Origin of the sequence: Afifella sp. IM 167 (assembly GCF_020144925.1) — a bacterium.
In the GTDB taxonomy this organism is placed as follows: Bacteria; Pseudomonadota; Alphaproteobacteria; order Rhizobiales; family Afifellaceae; genus Afifella.
Genome location: NZ_NSLC01000002.1, coordinates 329,725 through 346,804, shown reverse-complemented (window position 1 = coordinate 346,804; position 17,080 = coordinate 329,725). Strand labels below are relative to the sequence as shown.

At 67.2% G+C, this 17,080-nt stretch carries 13 protein-coding genes and 1 tRNA gene; 7 read left to right on the top strand and 7 right to left on the bottom strand.

What is annotated here, in order from left to right:
- Positions 1-194: 194 nt before the first annotated feature.
- Both CLD20_RS04265 and CLD20_RS04260 read left to right on the top strand, forming a co-directional pair.
- On the top strand, positions 195-2,027 hold the full coding sequence (locus CLD20_RS04265) for an extracellular solute-binding protein (protein ID WP_224405354.1): 1,833 nt from the start codon (positions 195-197) through the stop codon (positions 2,025-2,027).
- A gap of 39 nt (positions 2,028-2,066) precedes the next feature.
- Positions 2,067-2,750, top strand: coding sequence for a DsbA family oxidoreductase (locus CLD20_RS04260; protein ID WP_224405353.1), 684 nt, complete (start codon positions 2,067-2,069; stop codon positions 2,748-2,750).
- 6 nt (positions 2,751-2,756) lie between these two features.
- Here the strand turns inward: CLD20_RS04260 and CLD20_RS04255 are convergent, their stop codons facing one another.
- Positions 2,757-3,392 (bottom strand): cation transporter, encoded by a 636-nt coding sequence (locus CLD20_RS04255; protein ID WP_224405352.1) that lies wholly within the window; start codon positions 3,390-3,392, stop codon positions 2,757-2,759.
- A 73-nt stretch (positions 3,393-3,465) separates the two neighbouring features.
- Here CLD20_RS04255 and CLD20_RS04250 point away from each other — a divergent pair, with 73 nt between their 5' ends.
- Complete coding sequence (locus tag CLD20_RS04250) at positions 3,466-3,852, top strand: helix-turn-helix domain-containing protein (RefSeq protein ID WP_224405534.1); 387 nt, start codon at positions 3,466-3,468, stop codon at positions 3,850-3,852.
- Here CLD20_RS04250 and mfd read toward each other — a convergent pair.
- Together mfd and CLD20_RS04240 are read right to left on the bottom strand one after the other, a co-directional pair.
- Positions 3,849-7,358, bottom strand: a complete 3,510-nt coding sequence (gene mfd / locus CLD20_RS04245) for a transcription-repair coupling factor (RefSeq protein WP_224405351.1) — start codon at positions 7,356-7,358, stop codon at positions 3,849-3,851. The genes CLD20_RS04250 and mfd overlap by 4 nt on opposite strands.
- A complete protein-coding gene (locus CLD20_RS04240; protein ID WP_224405350.1) occupies positions 7,348-7,641 on the bottom strand; it encodes a succinate dehydrogenase assembly factor 2 in 294 nt (97 codons plus the stop codon). The genes mfd and CLD20_RS04240 overlap by 11 nt, the downstream gene beginning before the upstream one ends.
- Before the next feature lie 109 nt (positions 7,642-7,750).
- Between CLD20_RS04240 and recG the strand changes: the two genes are divergently transcribed.
- Positions 7,751-9,844, top strand: a complete 2,094-nt coding sequence (gene recG / locus CLD20_RS04235; RefSeq protein WP_224405349.1) for an ATP-dependent DNA helicase RecG — start codon at positions 7,751-7,753, stop codon at positions 9,842-9,844.
- A 3-nt stretch (positions 9,845-9,847) separates the two neighbouring features.
- Here recG and CLD20_RS04230 read toward each other — a convergent pair whose 3' ends face one another.
- From CLD20_RS04230 to glmU, 3 genes are all read right to left on the bottom strand, one after another.
- Positions 9,848-10,618 (bottom strand): DUF502 domain-containing protein, encoded by a 771-nt coding sequence (locus CLD20_RS04230; protein ID WP_224405348.1) that lies wholly within the window; start codon positions 10,616-10,618, stop codon positions 9,848-9,850.
- An 82-nt stretch (positions 10,619-10,700) separates the two neighbouring features.
- Positions 10,701-12,527, bottom strand: coding sequence for a glutamine--fructose-6-phosphate transaminase (isomerizing) (gene glmS / locus CLD20_RS04225; protein WP_224405347.1), 1,827 nt, complete (start codon positions 12,525-12,527; stop codon positions 10,701-10,703).
- A gap of 115 nt (positions 12,528-12,642) precedes the next feature.
- On the bottom strand, positions 12,643-13,977 hold the full coding sequence (glmU, locus tag CLD20_RS04220; RefSeq protein ID WP_224405346.1) for a bifunctional UDP-N-acetylglucosamine diphosphorylase/glucosamine-1-phosphate N-acetyltransferase GlmU: 1,335 nt from the start codon (positions 13,975-13,977) through the stop codon (positions 12,643-12,645).
- 101 nt (positions 13,978-14,078) lie between these two features.
- Here glmU and CLD20_RS04215 point away from each other — a divergent pair, with 101 nt between their 5' ends.
- Both CLD20_RS04215 and CLD20_RS04210 read left to right on the top strand, forming a co-directional pair.
- Complete coding sequence (locus CLD20_RS04215; protein ID WP_224405345.1) at positions 14,079-15,062, top strand: DMT family transporter; 984 nt, start codon at positions 14,079-14,081, stop codon at positions 15,060-15,062.
- A gap of 39 nt (positions 15,063-15,101) precedes the next feature.
- Positions 15,102-15,176, top strand: a tRNA-Lys gene (locus tag CLD20_RS04210).
- On the opposite strand, the gene CLD20_RS04205 is transcribed toward CLD20_RS04210, so the two are convergent.
- Positions 15,171-15,428, bottom strand: a complete 258-nt coding sequence (locus CLD20_RS04205; RefSeq protein ID WP_224405344.1) for a hypothetical protein — start codon at positions 15,426-15,428, stop codon at positions 15,171-15,173. The genes CLD20_RS04210 and CLD20_RS04205 overlap by 6 nt on opposite strands.
- A 518-nt stretch (positions 15,429-15,946) precedes the next feature.
- Here CLD20_RS04205 and CLD20_RS04200 point away from each other — a divergent pair.
- Positions 15,947-17,071 (top strand): efflux RND transporter periplasmic adaptor subunit, encoded by a 1,125-nt coding sequence (locus CLD20_RS04200; protein ID WP_224405343.1) that lies wholly within the window; start codon positions 15,947-15,949, stop codon positions 17,069-17,071.
- Positions 17,072-17,080 lie beyond the last annotated feature (9 nt).

The window sequence follows — 17,080 nt, the reverse complement described above, 5'->3', positions numbered from 1 at the left end:
AAGATCCTCGCACTGGCTTGGCGCTTTGCGCCTTAATCATTCGTGTCCGGTTGGAAGACCGAAGAATGCGGCGACACCATGTCGGCAGGCCGCTGCAATGTCCAGAGGCCCCGCAATTGCACGCCGACGCCAATTGGCGCAAGGTCCGATTCACAATCCAGCAAACCATCGAACTGCATCGTAAAGAGATATCCGTGACGGAGACTTCTCGCCGCTTCCGCGCCCTTGTGGCCGCGCTTCTGATCGCTTCCCTGCCGCTCGCAGCAGCGACGGCCCGGGCCGAGAGCCCGCAGCCGCAGCATGCCATCGCCATGCATGGCAAGCCGGCCTTGCCGGCAGGCTTTACCCACCTTCCCTACGCCAATCCCGAGGCGCCCAAGGGCGGACGCATCTCCTACGGCATGGTCGGCAGCTTCGACAGCCTCAACCCCTTCATCATCAAGGGAACGGCGGCGCGCGCCCTGTGGGACGAGGAATGGGGCAACAACCTTTGGGAAAGCCTGATGGTGCGCAACCGCGACGAGCCCTTCACGCTCTATGGGCTGCTCGCCGAAAGCGTCACCGTGCCGGACGACCGCTCCTGGGTGGAATTCGCCATCCGGCCCGAGGCGAAATGGGCGGACGGCGAGCCCGTGACGCCGCAGGACGTCGTCTTCTCCTTCCATCTCGTCAAGGACAATGGCCGCCCGAAAGGCTGGTACAAGCGCGTCGCCAACGTGGAGGCGACCGGCGAGCGGACGGTGCGCTTTACCTTCACCGACGACGCCGACCGCGAGATTCCGCTGATCGTCGGGCTAACGCCGATCTTTCCAGAGCATGCGGTGACGAGCGAGGCGTTCGCCAAAAGCAGCCTCGATCCGATGATGGGCTCTGGCCCCTACGAGATCGCCGAAGTGCGCCCCGGCACCTCGGTCACGCTGAAGAGGCGCGCCGATTACTGGGGCAAGAATCTCGCCGTGAAGCGCGGTTTCGACAATTTCGACGAGATCAGCATCGAGTATTTCCGCGATTCCAATACGCATTTCGAAGCCTTCAAGAAGGGCATCTTCGACTACCAGCCGGAGACCGATCCGAGCCGCTGGCAGACCGGCTACCGCTTCCCGGCGGTCGAGGACGGACGGGTGAAGCTGGAGGCCTTCGAGACGGGAATCCCCAAGGGGATGAACGGCTTCATCTTCAACACGCGCCGGCCGGTCTTCGCCGACCGCAAGGTGCGCGAGGCGCTCAGCTATTTCCTCGACTTCGAATGGCTGAACCAGAACCTCTTCCTCGGCGCCTACAAGCGCACGTCGAGCTTCTTCGAAGGCTCTGAGCTCTCGGCTGTCGGGCGCCCGGCCTCGCAGGAGGAGAAGCGGCTCCTCGCCCCCTACCCGGACGCCGTGCTGCCCTCGGTGATGGACGGCAGCTGGCATCCGCCGCGGAGCGACGGCAGCGGCCGGGACCGGGCGAACCTGCGCAAGGGCCTTATCCTCCTCCAGGAGGCCGGCTACGAACGGCAGGGCGACCGGCTGGTGAGCAAGGCAACGGGACAGCCGCTCGGCTTCGAGATTCTCGTCATGAGCCGCGCGGACGAGCGCCTCGCCCTCTCCTATGTCAGCGTCCTCAAGCTCGTCGGCATCACGGTGAATGTGCGCCAGGTCGATGCCAGCCAGTACTGGGAGCGGATAAAAAGCTTCGACTTCGACATGATCCGCTTCAACTACGCCTTCGCCTCGCTGTCGCCCGGCTCTGAGCAGAATTTCCGCTGGTCGTCCAGCGCGGCCGAGACGCAGGGGAGCTTCAACTACGCCGGCGCCTCCAGCCCGGCGATCGACGCGATGATCACCGCCCTTCTCTCCGCACGCGACCGGGAGAATTTCGTCGCCGCGGTGCGGGCGCTCGACCGGGTGCTGATTTCCGGATTCTATGTCGTGCCGCTCTTCCACGCGCCGGCCGAATGGGTTGCCTACTGGACGCGGCTCGCCCATCCCGAAAAGGGCTCGCTCTACGGAGCCGAGCCGACCACTTGGTGGGCGGCGGCGCCCTGACGGGCTGGCGCACGCGCCTATAGATACTATGTTCACGCTATGAACGAGACGATCCTCCCTGGCGCCGGCCTTTCCGTCGACATCGTTTCCGATGTCATGTGCCCGTGGTGCTATATCGGCAAGCGCCGGCTGGAGAAGGCCGCCGCCCGGGCCGAGATGCCCCTCGACATTCGCTGGCGGCCCTACCAGCTCGACCCAACCTTGCCGCCGGAAGGCAAGGACCGGCAGGTCTATCTGTCGGAGAAGTTCGGCTCGCCGGATCGAGCCGAGGAGATCTATGCCAACATTCGCGCCGCCGGCGAGATGGAGAAGATCGCCTTCGCCTTCGAGAAGATCGAGGTCTCGCCGAACACCATCGACGCGCATCGCCTGATCCGCTGGGCGGCGGGCGCGGGCGTGCAGGACGTTGTCGTCGAAAAGCTGTTCTCAGCCTATTTCGTGGAAGGCCGGCGCATCGGCGAAGCGGCGGTGCTCGTCGAGATCGCCCGCGAGGCGGGCATGGATGGCGACCTTGCCGCGAGCCTCCTGGCGGGCGAGGCCGACCGGCAGAAGGTGATGGAAGAGATCGATCTTGCCCGCCAGATGGGCGTGACGGGCGTTCCCACCTTCATCGTCGGCGGACGCTATGCCGTCGTCGGCGCGCAATCCCCGGAGGTTCTCCTGGAAGCCTTCACGGCGGCCGCGGCGGCGCAGAACGCCAACGACAACGTTGCGGCCGAATAGCTTTCGCTAGGCGGCGAGCGCCTCTTCCGCGCGCAGCTCTGAGAGCGCGCCGCGGATCACCGAAAGGGCCGCCTGCAGCGACAGGCACGCCATGCTCGCCGCGACGACGAGATCGGGCCAGGCCGTGCCGGTGCCGAAGACGCCGGCGGCCGCGACCAGAACCACGACATTGCCGATCGCGTCGTTGCGCGAGCAGAGCCAGACGGAGCGCATGTTGCTGTCGCCTCGCCTGTAGGCCCAAAGAAGCATCGCCACGCCGAGATTGGCGAGGAGCGCCAGGAAGCCGACCCAGCCCATGGTGAAGGCGTTCGGAACGCCGCCGTGCAGGACGTGCCAGAGGGTGGCGCCGAGGATCCACAGGCCGAGGAGCCCCATCGTCGCGCCCTTCAGGATCGCGGCCTTCGCCCGCACGGCGAGCGCGGATGCAACGACCATCAGGCTGACGGCGTAGTTGGCGGCGTCCGCGAGGAAATCGAGCGAATCGGCCTGCAGCGACAGCGAGCCGGCGGCAAGGCCCGCCCCGGCCTCCACCAGGAACATCGCCGCGTTGACGGCGAGCGCGATCCACAGGATGCGCGCGAAGCGCCCGTCATCGGGCCGCGCCGGCGCGCTGCAGCTATCGTCGTGGCAGCAATTGCCCATGTCCCCTCCCAACCGAGCAGCAATGGGCCTAGGCTGCACCCTCTAGCGACTATAGGGTCAAGGCATGAACGGGATGAGCATCGGCGAACTTGCCGCCGCAACCGGCACGAAGGTGGTCACCATCCGCTACTACGAGAAGGTTGGGCTGCTTGCGGCGCCACCCCGCAGCGCCGGAAACTACCGGCTCTATGAAGAGGTCCACCGGGAGCGGCTCGGCTTCATCCGCCGATGCCGGGCGCTGGGCTTCACGCTGGACGAGGTGCGCGAATTGCTGGCGATCGCCGCAGACACGGAGCGCGATTGCAGCGCGGTCGATCGCGTGGCGAGCGGCCATCTCGCCGACGTGGAGCGGAAGATCGCAGATCTGGAGCGCCTTGCGGCTGAACTCCGGCGCATCACGGAAAGCTGTCGGGGCGGGACGATCGGCGAGTGCCGGATCATCGAGGCGCTTTCCGGCTAGGCGGCTTCCTTCGCCCCCTCTTCGGCAAGTCTCGCCAGCCGCGTCAGAAGCGCGGCCGAGCCCTTCAGGCGGTCCTCCGGCTGCGGCCAGTCGCGGATGAGGACGATGCGCTGGTCGGGGCGGATCTTCGCCATGGAGCCCTGTTCGCCGATATAGCGCACGAGGCCCGCCGGATTGGGGAATTCGTTGTTGCGGAAGGAGATGACGACGCCCTTCGGCCCGGCGTCGAGCTTTTCGACATTCGCCTTGCGGCAGAGCGCCTTGACGTAGACGACCTTCAGCAGGTGATCGACCTCGTCCGGCAGCGAGCCGAAGCGGTCGATCAGCTCGGCGCCGAAAGCGTCGATCTCGCCGGCGTCGTCGAGATCGGCAAGGCGGCGGTAAAGGCTCATCCTCAGCGTCAGGTCCGGCACGTAGGTCTCCGGGATCATCACCGCCATGCCGACGGTGATCTGCGGCGACCAGCGGCCATCCTGGGCGCCCTCGTCCTCGCCGGCCTTGAGGCTGGCGACCGTCTCTTCCAGCATCTGCTGGTAGAGCTCGAAGCCGACCTCGCGGATATGGCCGGACTGTTCCTCGCCGAGAAGGTTGCCGGCGCCGCGGATATCGAGATCGTGGCTGGCGAGCTGGAAGCCCGCGCCGAGCGTGTCGAGCGACTGCAGCACCTTCAGGCGGCGTTCGGCGGTCGGCGTCATGGCGCGCGTCGCCGGGACGGTGAAATACGCATAGGCGCGGTTTTTGGAGCGGCCGATGCGCCCGCGCAGCTGGTAGAGCTGGGCGAGGCCGAACATGTCGGCGCGGTGGACGATGAGGGTGTTCGCGGTCGGGATGTCGAGGCCCGATTCCACGATGGTCGTCGACAGGAGCACGTCGTACTGGCCATCATAGAAGGCGTTCATCACCTGATCGAGCTCGCTCGGCGGCATCTGCCCGTGGGCCACCGCGACCTTGGCTTCCGGCAGGTTCTGGTCGAGGAACTCCTTGACCTCGGCGAGGTCGGAGATGCGCGGCACGACGTAGAAGGACTGCCCTCCCCGCAGCCGCTCGCGCAGCAGCGCCTCGCGCACGATCAGCGGATCGAAGGGCGAGATGAAGGTGCGGACCGCGAGGCGGTCGACCGGGGGCGTGGCGATCATCGAAAGGTCGCGCACGCCGGTCAAGGCGAGCTGCAGGGTGCGCGGGATCGGGGTCGCCGTCATCGTCAGGACATGGACGGCGGTCCTCAGTTCTTTCAGCCGTTCCTTGTGCTTGACGCCGAAATGCTGCTCCTCGTCGACGATGACGAGGCCGAGATCGCGGAAGGAAATCGACTTCGACAGGAGCGCATGGGTGCCGATGACGATGTCGATGGTGCCGTCGGCAAGGCCTGCCTTCACCCGCGCCTTTTCCGCCTGGCCGACGAGGCGGGAGGCCTGGGCGATGTTGAGCGGCAGGCCGCGGAAGCGCTCGGCGAAGGTGCGGCTGTGCTGGCGGGCGAGAAGCGTCGTCGGCACGAAGACGGCGACCTGCTTGCCCGACATCGCCGCCACGAAGGCGGCGCGCAGCGCGACTTCCGTCTTGCCGAAACCCACGTCGCCGCAGACGAGCCGGTCCATCGGCCGGCCGGAGGAAAGGTCGGCGATCGCCGCGTCGATGGCGTCGGCCTGGTCTTCCGTCTCCTCGTAGGGAAAGCGGGCGGCGAATTCGCCATAAAGGCCCTCGGGGACGACGAGCTTCTCGGCCGAGCGCAGAAGGCGCGCGGCGGCCGTCTTGATGAGCGAATCGGCGATCTCGCGGATGCGCTTCTTCAGGCGGGCCTTGCGGGTCTGCCAGCCGACGCCGCCGAGCTTGTCGAGCGTCGCCTCGGCGCCTTCGGCGCCGTAGCGGGTCAGAAGCTCGATGTTCTCCACCGGCAGAAAGAGCCGGTCGCCGCCGGCATAGACGAGCTCCAGGCAATCGTGCGGGGCGCCCGCCGCCTCGATGGTGACGAGACCCTCGAAGCGGCCGATTCCGTGATCGACATGGACGACGAGGTCGCCGGCGGAAAGGCTCGTCGCTTCCGTGAGAGCGTCGGCGGCGCGCTTGCGGCGCTTGGCCGGTCGCACCAGGCGGTCGCCGAGGACGTCCTGATCGCCGATGACGACGCTGTCGGGTGTCTCGAAACCGGTCTCCAGCGGCAGGACGGCGACGCCCGTCGCGCCCCGGGGCAGGCTCTCCGCCTCGGCCCAGTCCGCCACCGGCTGGAGCTGCTCCATGCCATGGTCGGCGAGAACCTGGATGAGGCGCTCGCGCGCGCCCTCGCTCCAGGTCGCCAGCAGGATGCGCTTGCCGGCCTTGCGCCGGCCGGCGACGTGGGAGACCAGCGCATCGAAGACGTTGACGTCGCCGGAGGCGCGTTCGGCGGCGAAGGTGCGGCCGGCACGGCCCTCAAGGTCGAGGATGTCGGCGCTTTCCTTCGGCGGGGCGAAGGGCGTCAGCGCCGCGGTGCGCTTGTCCTTCAGCGTCTCGTGCCATTCGGCATCGGGCAGATAGAGGCTTTCGGGCGGCGCCGGCTTGTAGGGCGCGGCGCCGGCGACCTTCTGCTCGGCGTTTTCCCGGCGCGCCTCGTAGTGATCGGTGATTTGGGCGAAGCGGTCCTTCAGCGTGTCGGCGACGAGATGGTCGACGGCGAGAAGGCTTCCCTCGGTATAGTCGAAGAGCGTCTGGAGGCCTTCGTGGAAGAAGGCGAGCCAGTGCTCCATGCCGGCGAAGCGGCGGCCGGCGCTGATCGCCTCGTAGAGCGGATCGTCGTTGGTGACGGCGCCGAAGGCGGCGCGGTAGTTCTGGCGGAAGCGCGCGACGACCTCCTCGGAAAGGATGACCTCGCTCGCCGGCAGAAGATCGAGCCGGGGCACCTGGCCGCTCGTGCGCTGGGTCTCCGGATCGAAGGGGCGGATCGTTTCCAGGGTGTCGCCGAAGAAATCGCAGCGGATGGCGCCGGTCTCGCCCGGGGCGAAGAGATCGACGATGCCGCCGCGCACGGCGTATTCGCCGACGGTGCGCACGGTCGGCACGCGCTCGAAACCGTCGGCGGCAAGCCGCTCCACCAGCCCTTCCATCGGGGCGATGTCGCCGGCGGCGGCGCTCCAGACGTTCTTTCGCACCCAGGTGGCGGGCGGCACGCGCTGAATGACGGCGTTCGCCGTCGTCATCAATAGCGCCGGCTCGCGCGGCGCGTCGATCAGGGTGCGGAGCGTCGCCATGCGCCGGGCGACGATATCGGCCTGCGGCGAGACGCGGTCATACGGCAGGCAGTCCCAGGCCGGGAAGGACAGGACCTTCAGCCTGGGAGCAAAGAAGCGCAGGCTCTCGCGCGCCATCTGCAGATGGCGGGCGTCGCGGGCGACGAAGACGACGAGGCCGCGCTCGATGCGCGCCAGATCGGCCAAAACGCGCCCTTCGAGCCCGTCCGGTATGCCGGCGAGGCGGACATGACGGTGCTCGGCGATGAGGTCTTTGAGGCGCGCGGCGCCCGTTTCAGTCGGCATTCGCTTTCGTGCCTTCGCCATGATGGGCGATCAGTGCCCGTATCATCCTGCTGTCGTGGTTCGGCGGAACCTCCTCGCGCCCGAGAATGAAGGCGTAGAGCGAGGGATCCGGCAGGGCCAGAAGCGCCTCGAACTCGTCGAGCTCCGTCTGGCCGCATTCGGGGAGGACTTCGTCGGCGAAGCGGCCGACGAGAAGGTCCATCTCGCGGGTGCCGCGGCGCCAAGCCCGGAAATAGGCACGCCGACGGCGCATGTCGATATCTTCTTCGGCGGAGGCAGGCATCTTCGTTTCCCTCGCTTTGCGGCCGGCCGGTCTTAGAGACTTATCCACCGCAACTGAACCGGCAAGGCGTGCGACTTGCCGAGGGCCGCCATGCGGGGCAGGAAAGGCCATGCGCCCCGCCCTCCTCGACCCCGTCTTCGCCGAGGCCTCCTCGCTTCCCGGCATCGGGCCGAAGGTGGAGAAGCTGATCGCGCGCGTCACGGGCGTCGCCGAAGGTCCGCCGCTGATCCGGGACCTTCTCTTCCACCTGCCCTCCTCGGCGATCGTGCGCGAGCGGATCGAGAGCCTCTCGGAGCTGCCGGAGAGCGGGCATGTGATCTTCGAGGGCGTGGTGGAGCACCACGAGGCGCCGCGACGGAACTCCAGGGCACCGTTCCGCGCGGTGATCGGCGACGGCACGGAGACGGTCGAGCTCGTCTTCTTTCACGCCCGCTCGAGCTGGATCGAAAAAATCCTGCCGATCGGCGAGCGCCGTCTCGTCGCCGGACGGCTCGACCGTTTCGATTACAGGGCGCAGATCGCCCATCCCGACTTCATCGGCAAGCCCGACGAAGCCGGCGAGATCCTCGCCGTGGAGCCGGTCTATCCGCTGACCGAAGGACTGGCCCAACGTACCCTCGCCAAGGCGATCCGGGCGGCGCTCGAAAAGCTTCCGGAGCTGCCCGAATGGGTGACGCCTGCCCTGCTCGCCCGCGAGAAATGGCCGGGTTTTCGCGACGCGCTCATGGCGCTCCACATGCCGCAGGAGGGCGCCGCGCTCGTACCCGAAAGCCCGGCCTGGCGCCGGCTTGCCTTCGACGAGCTTCTTGCCAGCCAGCTCGCGCTTCTGCTGGTGCGCGGAAAGGCCCGCAAGACCGCCGGAAAGGCGCGCCAGTTCACCGGCGGGCAGGCCGAGAAGATGGTCTCGCGGCTCGGCTTCGAGCTGACCGGCTCGCAGAAGCAGGCGATCGAGGCGATCCGGACGGACCTTCGCTCCCCTGAGCGCATGCTGCGGCTGCTGCAGGGCGACGTCGGCTCCGGCAAGACGCTGGTCGCGCTTTCGGCCATGGCCGACGTGACGGAGGATGGTGGCCAGGCGGCGCTGATGGCGCCGACGGAGGTTCTGGCACGCCAGCATTTTGCGACGATCGCCCCGCTTGCCGCGACCGCCGGGCTGAAGGCGGAGCTTTTCACCGGGCGCGAGGGCGGCGGAAACGCCAAGCTGGCGGCGCTCGCCGCCGGTGAAATCGACATCGCCATCGGTACGCATGCGCTTTTCCAGGAAGCCGTCCGGTTCAAGGATCTCGCCCTTGTCGTCGTCGACGAGCAGCACCGCTTCGGCGTCCACCAGAGGATGCTGCTGGCGGCGAAGGGCGCGGCCCCCGACCTCCTCGTGATGACGGCGACGCCGATCCCGAGGACCCTCGTCCTCACGTATTTCGGCGACATGGCCGTCTCGGAGCTGCGCGAGAAGCCGGCGGGGCGGCGGCCGATCGAAACGCGCATCGCTTCCTCCGAAAGGCTCGCAGAGGTGGTGGAGCGCATCCGTGCGGCGGTGGAAAAGGGCGAGAAGGTCTACTGGATCTGCCCGCTGGTGGAGGAATCGGAATCGACGGATGCGGCGGCAGCCGAGGAGCGGCACCGGGAGCTTTCGGCGATCTTCGGCGAGAAAGCTCTCCTCCTGCATGGGCGCATGAAACCGGCCGAGAAGGATGCCGCGATGGCCGCGTTCCGCGCGGCGGCGGGGGCGGTGCTGGTGGCGACCACGGTCATCGAGGTGGGCGTCGACGTGCCGGACGCGTCCATCATCGTGATCGAACATGCCGAGCGCTTCGGCCTTGCCCAGCTCCACCAGCTTCGCGGGCGGGTCGGACGCGGGGAAAAGGCCTCCTCCTGCCTCCTCCTCTACAAACCGCCACTCGGGGAGACGGCACGCGCGCGCCTCAAGGTGATGCGGGACACCAATGACGGCTTTGCCATCGCGGAAGCGGATCTGAAGCTGCGCGGCGAGGGCGACCTTCTCGGCACGCGCCAGTCGGGCATGCCGGGCTTTTCGATCGCAAGGCCGGAATTCCACGGCGAGCTTCTGGAGCTCGCGCGGGCGGAGGCGAAGCTCATCCTCGCCCATCTGGAGAAGGATGGGGGAGGAGCGCCAGAGGCGGTGCGCGCCCTCCTTTACCTCTTCGGGCGCGACGCGGCCGTGCGGCTGATGCGGTCGGGCTGATCGCTACTCGGCGGCCTCGCGGCCGTCGTCTTCCGCGTCCTGTGCCGGCTGCCCGCCCTTCGCCTTCCCTTCCCTGGCCTGGGTGGCGAGCTTTTTCGTCTTCTCCTGATAGTCCGGAGAGACGAGGCCAGCTGAGACGACGAGCTTGGCCGCCTCCTCCACGGTCATGTCGAGGAGGATGACGTCCTCGGCGGGGACGAACAGTAGAAAGCCGGAGGTCGGATTCGGCGTCGTTGGAAGGAAGACGGCGATGGTGTCGCCGGCATTGGGCAGGCGCGCCGGGATTTCGCCCTTTGCCTCCGTGGCGATGAAGACCAGCGCCCAGAGGCCATGGCGCGGATATTCCACGAGACCGACCTGCTGGAAGGAGCGGCTCGACTGGGAGAGCACCGTGGCGAAGATCTGCTTCAACGCCTTGTAGAGGTTGCGCACGACCGGCATGCGCTCCAGCAGGAGCTCGCCCCAGGAAACGATGGTGCGCCCGACCAAGTTGGCGGTGAGAAAGCCGAGGAGGGTGAGGGAAACGATGGCGACGATCAGCCCGACGCCGGGAACCGAGAACGGCAGGTAGTTGTCGGGGTTGTAGGCCCGCGGGATGAGCGGCTTCACCCAGCCGTCGATCCAGGCAATCAGCGCCCATGTGAGATAGAAGGTGATGCCGATCGGGGCGGCAACGACGATACCCGTCAGAAAATAGCTTCGAAGCTTCAGTCCCGCCCGAGAATGCCGGCGGTGCTGCCGGTTCCTCTCCGTCTCAAGATCCTCGACGTCCATTCACGAGCTCCCTCCGGCGAGTGTGCCGGATGGGCTGATCATATCCAGTCAGCCGGAGGCCCGCTCGCAAAAACTTTGTGCGCTACTCAACGGTTACGGACTTGGCGAGGTTGCGTGGCTGATCGACATCGGTGCCCATGATCACAGCCGTATGGTAGGCGAGAAGCTGCACCGGCACGGCGTAGACGATGGGTGCGATCTCCGGCGCGACGGTCGGCATGACGAGGGTCTTCATCGTCTTCACCGAGGCGCGGCGCGCCCCTTCCTCATCCGTCAGAAGAATGATGCGGCCACCGCGGGCGGCGACCTCCTGCATGTTCGAGACGGTCTTGTCGAAGAGGCTGTCATGCGGGGCGACGACGATGACCGGGATGGTTTCGTCGATCAGCGCGATCGGTCCGTGCTTCAGCTCGCCCGCCGCATAGCCCTCGGCATGGATATAGGAGATTTCCTTCAGCTTCAGGGCGCCTTCGAGCGCCAGCGGGAAGGACGTGCCGCGGCCGAGATAGAGAACGTCCTTGACCTTGGAGAGCTCCTTGGCGAGCGCCTCGATTTCGTCTTCCAGCTTGAGGGCCTGGGTCATGTGGCGCGGCACCTCGATGGCCGCCTGGACGAGACGCTGCTCGCCCGCTTCGGACAGCTCGCCCCGCTGGCGGCCGGCGATGATGGCGAGCGAGAGCAACACCGTCAGCTGGCAGGTGAAGGCCTTGGTCGAGGCGACGCCGATTTCCGGACCGGCCAGCGTCGGCAGGATATGGTCCGCCTCGCGCGCGATGGTCGAGCTCGGGACGTTGACGATGGCCCCGATCTCCTGGCCCTCGGCGCGGCAGTAGCGCAGCGACGCGAGCGTGTCGGCCGTCTCGCCCGACTGGGAGATGAAGAGCGACAGCCCGTCCTTCGCCAGCGGCGCCTCGCGATAGCGGAACTCGGAGGCGATATCGATGTCGACCGGCAGGCGGGCGATGCGCTCGAACCAGTACTGGCCGATGAGGCCGGCATAATAGGCGGTGCCGCAGGCCGACATCGCCAGCCGCGACATCTTCGAGAAGTCGATCTTCGCCGTATCCGTCAGGAAGGAGGTGTTGGTGGAAAAATCGATGTAGTGGCCGAGCGTGTGGGCGACCACCTCGGGCTGCTCGTAGATCTCCTTGGCCATGAAGTGGCGGTGGTTGCCCTTGTCGACGAGGAGGCTGGAGGCGACGGACTGGACCGTCGGACGCTTCACGGGGGTGCCCTCGGCGTCGAAGATCTCCATGCTGCGGTGGCGGATCACCGCCCAGTCGCCGTCCTCCAGATAGGTGATGCGATCGGTGAACGGGGCGAGCGCGATGGCGTCGGAGCCGAGATACATCTCCCCGTCGCCATGGCCGATGGCGAGCGGGCTTCCGCGGCGGGCGGCGACGAGAAGGTCGTCCTCGCCGTCGAACAGGATGGCGAGCGCGAACGCCCCTTCCAGCCGTTTCAGCGTGGCGGCGGCCGCCTCGACCGGATGCAGGCCCTTCGCCAGTTCGATGGTGACGAGATGGGCGACGACCTCCGTGTCGGTGTCGGTCTCCAGCTTGCGGCCCGCGGCCCGGATCTCGGCGCGCAGCTCCTGGAAATTCTCGATGATGCCGTTGTGGACGACGGCGACGCTCTCCGTGGCGTGCGGATGGGCGTTGACCTCCGTGGGGGCGCCATGCGTCGCCCAGCGGGTATGGCCGATGCCGATGAAGCCGCCGAGCGGATGTTCGGAGAGCCGCTTCTGAAGGTTGACGAGCTTGCCCTCGGCGCGCAGGCGGCTGAGGCCTTGCGGCTCAAGTGTCGCGACGCCGGCGGAATCGTATCCCCGGTATTCAAGCCGCTTCAGTGAATCGACGAGGCGCTCGGCGACGGGCGCGGTTCCGATGATTCCGACAATGCCACACATGCGTTCGGTGTTCTTCCCCGTTGGTCCCGCCTGAATGTGCCGAAGGCCCATGGGGGACGGAAATCAATTGCGGTATCAGAGTGTGACACCGTTTCGTTCAGACGTCAGGTGCCCGTCACTTCTTCTTCTGGCGTTCGCGAAAGGCCGCCGCCCAGCCCGGCTTTTCCACCTGCCGGCCGCGCGCGACGGCGAGCGCATCGGGGGCGACGTCGTCGGTGACGACGCTGCCGGAGCCGATATAGGCGCCCTCCCCGATCGAGATCGGCGCGACCAGGGACGAGTTGGAACCGACGAAGGCGCCGGCGCCGATATTGGTGCGGAATTTGGAAAAGCCGTCGTAGTTGCAGGTGATGGTGCCGGCGCCGATATTGGCTCCGGCCCCGATCGTGGCGTCGCCGATATAGGTCAGGTGATTGACCTTGGCGCCCTCGCCAATCTCCGCCTTCTTCACCTCGCAGAAATTGCCGACCCGCGCCTTGCGGCCGATATCGGCGCCGGGGCGCAGGCGGGCATAGGGCCCGATGACGGCGCCTTCGGCGACGGTGGCGCCCTCCAGATGCGAGAAGGCCCGGATGGTCGCGCCCGGGGCGACTTCCACGCCGGGGGCGAAGAAGACGTTCGGTTCGATGGTGACGTCCTGGCCGAGACGCGTGTCGTGCGAGAAGAAGACCGTTTCGGGGGCCATCAGCGTGACGCCCGAAAGCATCGCGGCCCGGCGCCGGCCCTCCTGGAAGCGGGTCTCCGCCTCGGCGAGCTGGGCGCGGTCGTTGACGCCGAAGACCTCGTCGAAGCCGATCTCGACTGTCGCCACGGCCAGCCCCTGCCGGTTGGCGAGCGCCACGGCCTCGGTCAGGTAGAACTCGCCCTGCGCATTGTCGTCGCCGATGGCCTCGAGGAGCGCGAGAACGCTCTTCGCGTCGAAGGCCATCAGGCCGCCATTGCAAAGGCCGATCCGCTTCTCGTCCTCGGAGGCGTCCCTGTCCTCCACAATGGCGACGAGCCTGTCGCCATCGGTGAGAAGGCGGCCGTAACCCGCCGGCGAAGGCGGGCGCATGCCGGCGACGGCGACGGCGGCGCCCTCCTCCACGGCTCGGGCGAGCCGGTCGATCGTTTCGGCGGTGACGAAGGGCGTATCGCCGAAGAGGACGATGACCACGCCCTCGGCGCGCTCCAGCACGGGCCTTGCCTGAAGGACGGCATGGGCCGTGCCGCGCCGCTCGTCCTGGACGAAGACCTCGGCGCCCTCGTGTTCGGCGGCGACGAGGGCGCGCACGGCGTCGTGGCCCGGCCCGATCACGGCGGCGATGGTGTCGGCGCCTGCGGCATGCGCGGCGCGGATCGAAAAGCCCAGCATCGGCAGGCCGCCGATCTCGTGCAGCACCTTCGGCCGCGCCGAGCGCATGCGCGTGCCTTCGCCCGCGGCCAGGATGATGGTCGTCAGATGTGACATCGGGATCTGCTCCGCGTTGCCGGCATCTCGTCCGGCGGCTTGTGCAATATTCGCCCGTCCGTTACCGCAGGCCCGCCGAAGCCGAAAGGCCCCCTTTCACAATGTCCGTCTCCGCCGGCCGCCTGCGCGACGCAGCGCTCCTTGCGGTCATGCCGCTGTTTTTCTGCTCCAACCTCGTCATCGGGCGCGCCGCCGTGACGGAGGTGGCGCCGTGGAGCCTCGCCTTCTTCCGCTGGCTGGGCGCTTTCCTGATCCTCCTGCCCTTCGCCTGGCAGGGGCTGCGGCGACACCGCCGGCAGCTGAGGGAGGTGATCGGCCTCGTTTTCCTGCTCGGCTTCCTTGGCATGTGGGTGTGCGGCGCGATGGTCTATTTCGCGCTCCAGCACACCAACGCCACCAATGCGACGCTCATCTACACCTCCGCGGGGGTGATGATCCTGCTGCTGGAATGGATGTTCCGCGGCCGGGCGCTCACCTTCCGGCGCGTCGTCGGCGTCATCATGGCGTTTCTCGGCGTGGCGACGATCGTGCTGCGCGGGGAGCTCGCCCGGCTCATCACCCTCGATTTCAATGGCGGCGACCTTCTGATCGCTCTCTGCGCCTTCTCCTGGGCGGTCTATTCGGTGCTCCTGAAGCGGCCTTCCCTCGACGGCCTGCCGACCATCTCGCTGATCGCCGCCATCTCGGCCGCCGGCTCGGTGGCGCTCCTGCCCTTCGCGCTGGGCGAGATGATCGTGCTTCACGCCGTCCCGACGGGCGCAAGCGCGTGGCTTACGATCGCGGGGCTTGCCCTCCTGCCCTCGGTGCTGGCCTTCGCCAGCTATCAATGGGCCGTCGCGCGCTTCGGCCCCGGCGTGCCGGGCATGTTCCTCTACCTGATGCCACCCTACGGCGTCGGGCTCGCGATCCTCTTCCTCGGCGAGGAATTCCACCTTTACCACGCCGCCGGCCTCCTGCTCGTGCTGCCGGGGCTGATGCTCGCCACCCTGCCCTCGCGGCCGACGCGGTTCGCCCGGCGGGACGGGGCGGGCGAAGCGGGCAAAAGCCGCGGCGGCAAGGCGGGCCGGGCCGGCGAAACGGCTTGACCCTTTTTGGCGGCCTCAATAGGGTCCGCGGCGCTTCGAGGGCCCTTAGCTCAGCGGTAGAGCAACTGACTTTTAATCAGTAGGTCCTGGGTTCGATCCCCAGAGGGCTCACCAGCCTCCCCGACGGTTTTGCGCGTTCTCGCCCACGGCGCGCCTGCGTCCGGACGAGGCATCGTCGCCCTGAATCTCGGCGCTCTCCTCGACGTTGCGCCTGTCATCCCCGCGCATCAGCCGTCCGGTCGCTTCGAGGCGGGCGATCTGGAAGGCCAATGGATCGGCGCTGTCGCGACCCTTGTCGAAAAAGCGGCGGTTCATCGGGTCGAATACCTCGAATTCGGCAGAGCCGTTCGTTCCCCGGTCTTTCATGCGTGCCCCCCGTTGCTGGAATCAAAAGGAAATTTCCACCTGAACTAGAAAACTTTCAGTGAAGAAGAGCTATTTTAGGTGGTATTTGTTCACCGGTGTCCTTCGTTTGCGGACAGCATGAACGCTTGGTTGCGCGAATGCTCCATGGCGAGGTCCACGGGCAGGCCGCGCGGCCAGCTCCGAGGTCCCAACCTGTCAGGATCGATGTTGCTCCCCGTAGATTGAGGCGCGCAGAGGCATTATAAGGGCTGCCCCGCCCGCTTGCCGGGCTGGCAGCCGATGTTCTGATGGTGGTATCGGTGTTGGAGTGCGAGCCTGGCGGCGGCGCGCGATCACGCCATACCGCAATCCGGTAACGACTGCGCGAAAATCGGTACTCGACTGTTTGCTTTTAGCCGCGAAAGCTTTATGTCACCGCCGAGCGGGCGGCGCGGATGCGTGACGCCCGCATTGAGTTTGAGTGCTTCTCTATGTCCCATTGTGTCGACACGAGCTCCCCGTCCGGGAGGGAGAAATCCATGATCGCAAGAGCCGCCCTCGTCGCGCTCACATGCCTTGCCGCCTCGCCCGCAGCCGCCCAGGGAGCCCCCGGCGCCGGAGGCCCGCCTTCGGTCAATGTCGAGCAAGTGAAGCTCGGCGACGTGACCGAGCAGAAGGTCTTCACCGGCCGGATCGAGGCGACCGAAAGCGTCGACGTGCGCGCGCGCGTGCAGGGCTATCTCGGCTCGCGCCAGTTCCAGGAAGGCGGCGAGGTGAAGAAGGGCGACCTGCTCTTCACCATCGATCCGGCCTCCTACGAGGCGGCGGTGACCCAGGCGAAGGCAGCGGTGCAGAATGCCAAGGCGGCGCTGGAGCTCGCCGATCTCAGCTACGAGCGCCAGCAGACCCTGCGCCAGCGCAATACCGGCTCGCAAGCCTCGCTCGACGAAGCCCGCGCCACCCGCGAGCAGGCCGATGCGACGCTTCAGCAGCAGCAGGCGGCGCTTCAGCTGGCCGAGCTCGATCTCGGCTACACCGAGATCCATGCGCCGATCAGCGGGCGCATCGGCGTGGCGGCCTTCTCCGAGGGCGCCTTCGTCGGCCCGGACAGCGGCTCGCTCGCCCGCATCGTGCAGCAGGATCCGATGCGCGTCGCCTTCCCCGTGCCGCAGGCCCAGCTGCTCGACTTCAACAGCAACGGCGCGGCCAAGGACGTGGTGGTGAAGCTGCGTCTCGGCAATGATGCGATCTACGATCAGACGGGCGAGATTCTCTTCGCCAACATCGAGGCCAACGAGGGCACCGATTCCGTCATCGTGCGGGCGTCGATGCCCAATCCGGATCGCCTTCTCTACGACAAGCAGCTCGTCGACGTGATCATCGCCGCCAAGGAGCCCGTCCAGAAGCTGCTGATGCCGCAATCGGCTCTCCTCATCGACCAGCAGGGCACCTACACGCTCGTGGTCAACGGCGAGAACAAGGTCGAGCAGCGGCGCATCGAGACGGGCGAGCAGCGCGAATCCGCCATCGTCGTTACGAACGGCCTTGCCGAGGGCGACCGCGTCATCGTCGCCGGACAGCAGAAGGTCCGCCCCGGAATGGAGGTGGCACCGGAAGACGTGACGCCTTCCAAGCAGGCCTCGGCCGAAGCCTCCGCCCAGTAGCGTCACCGC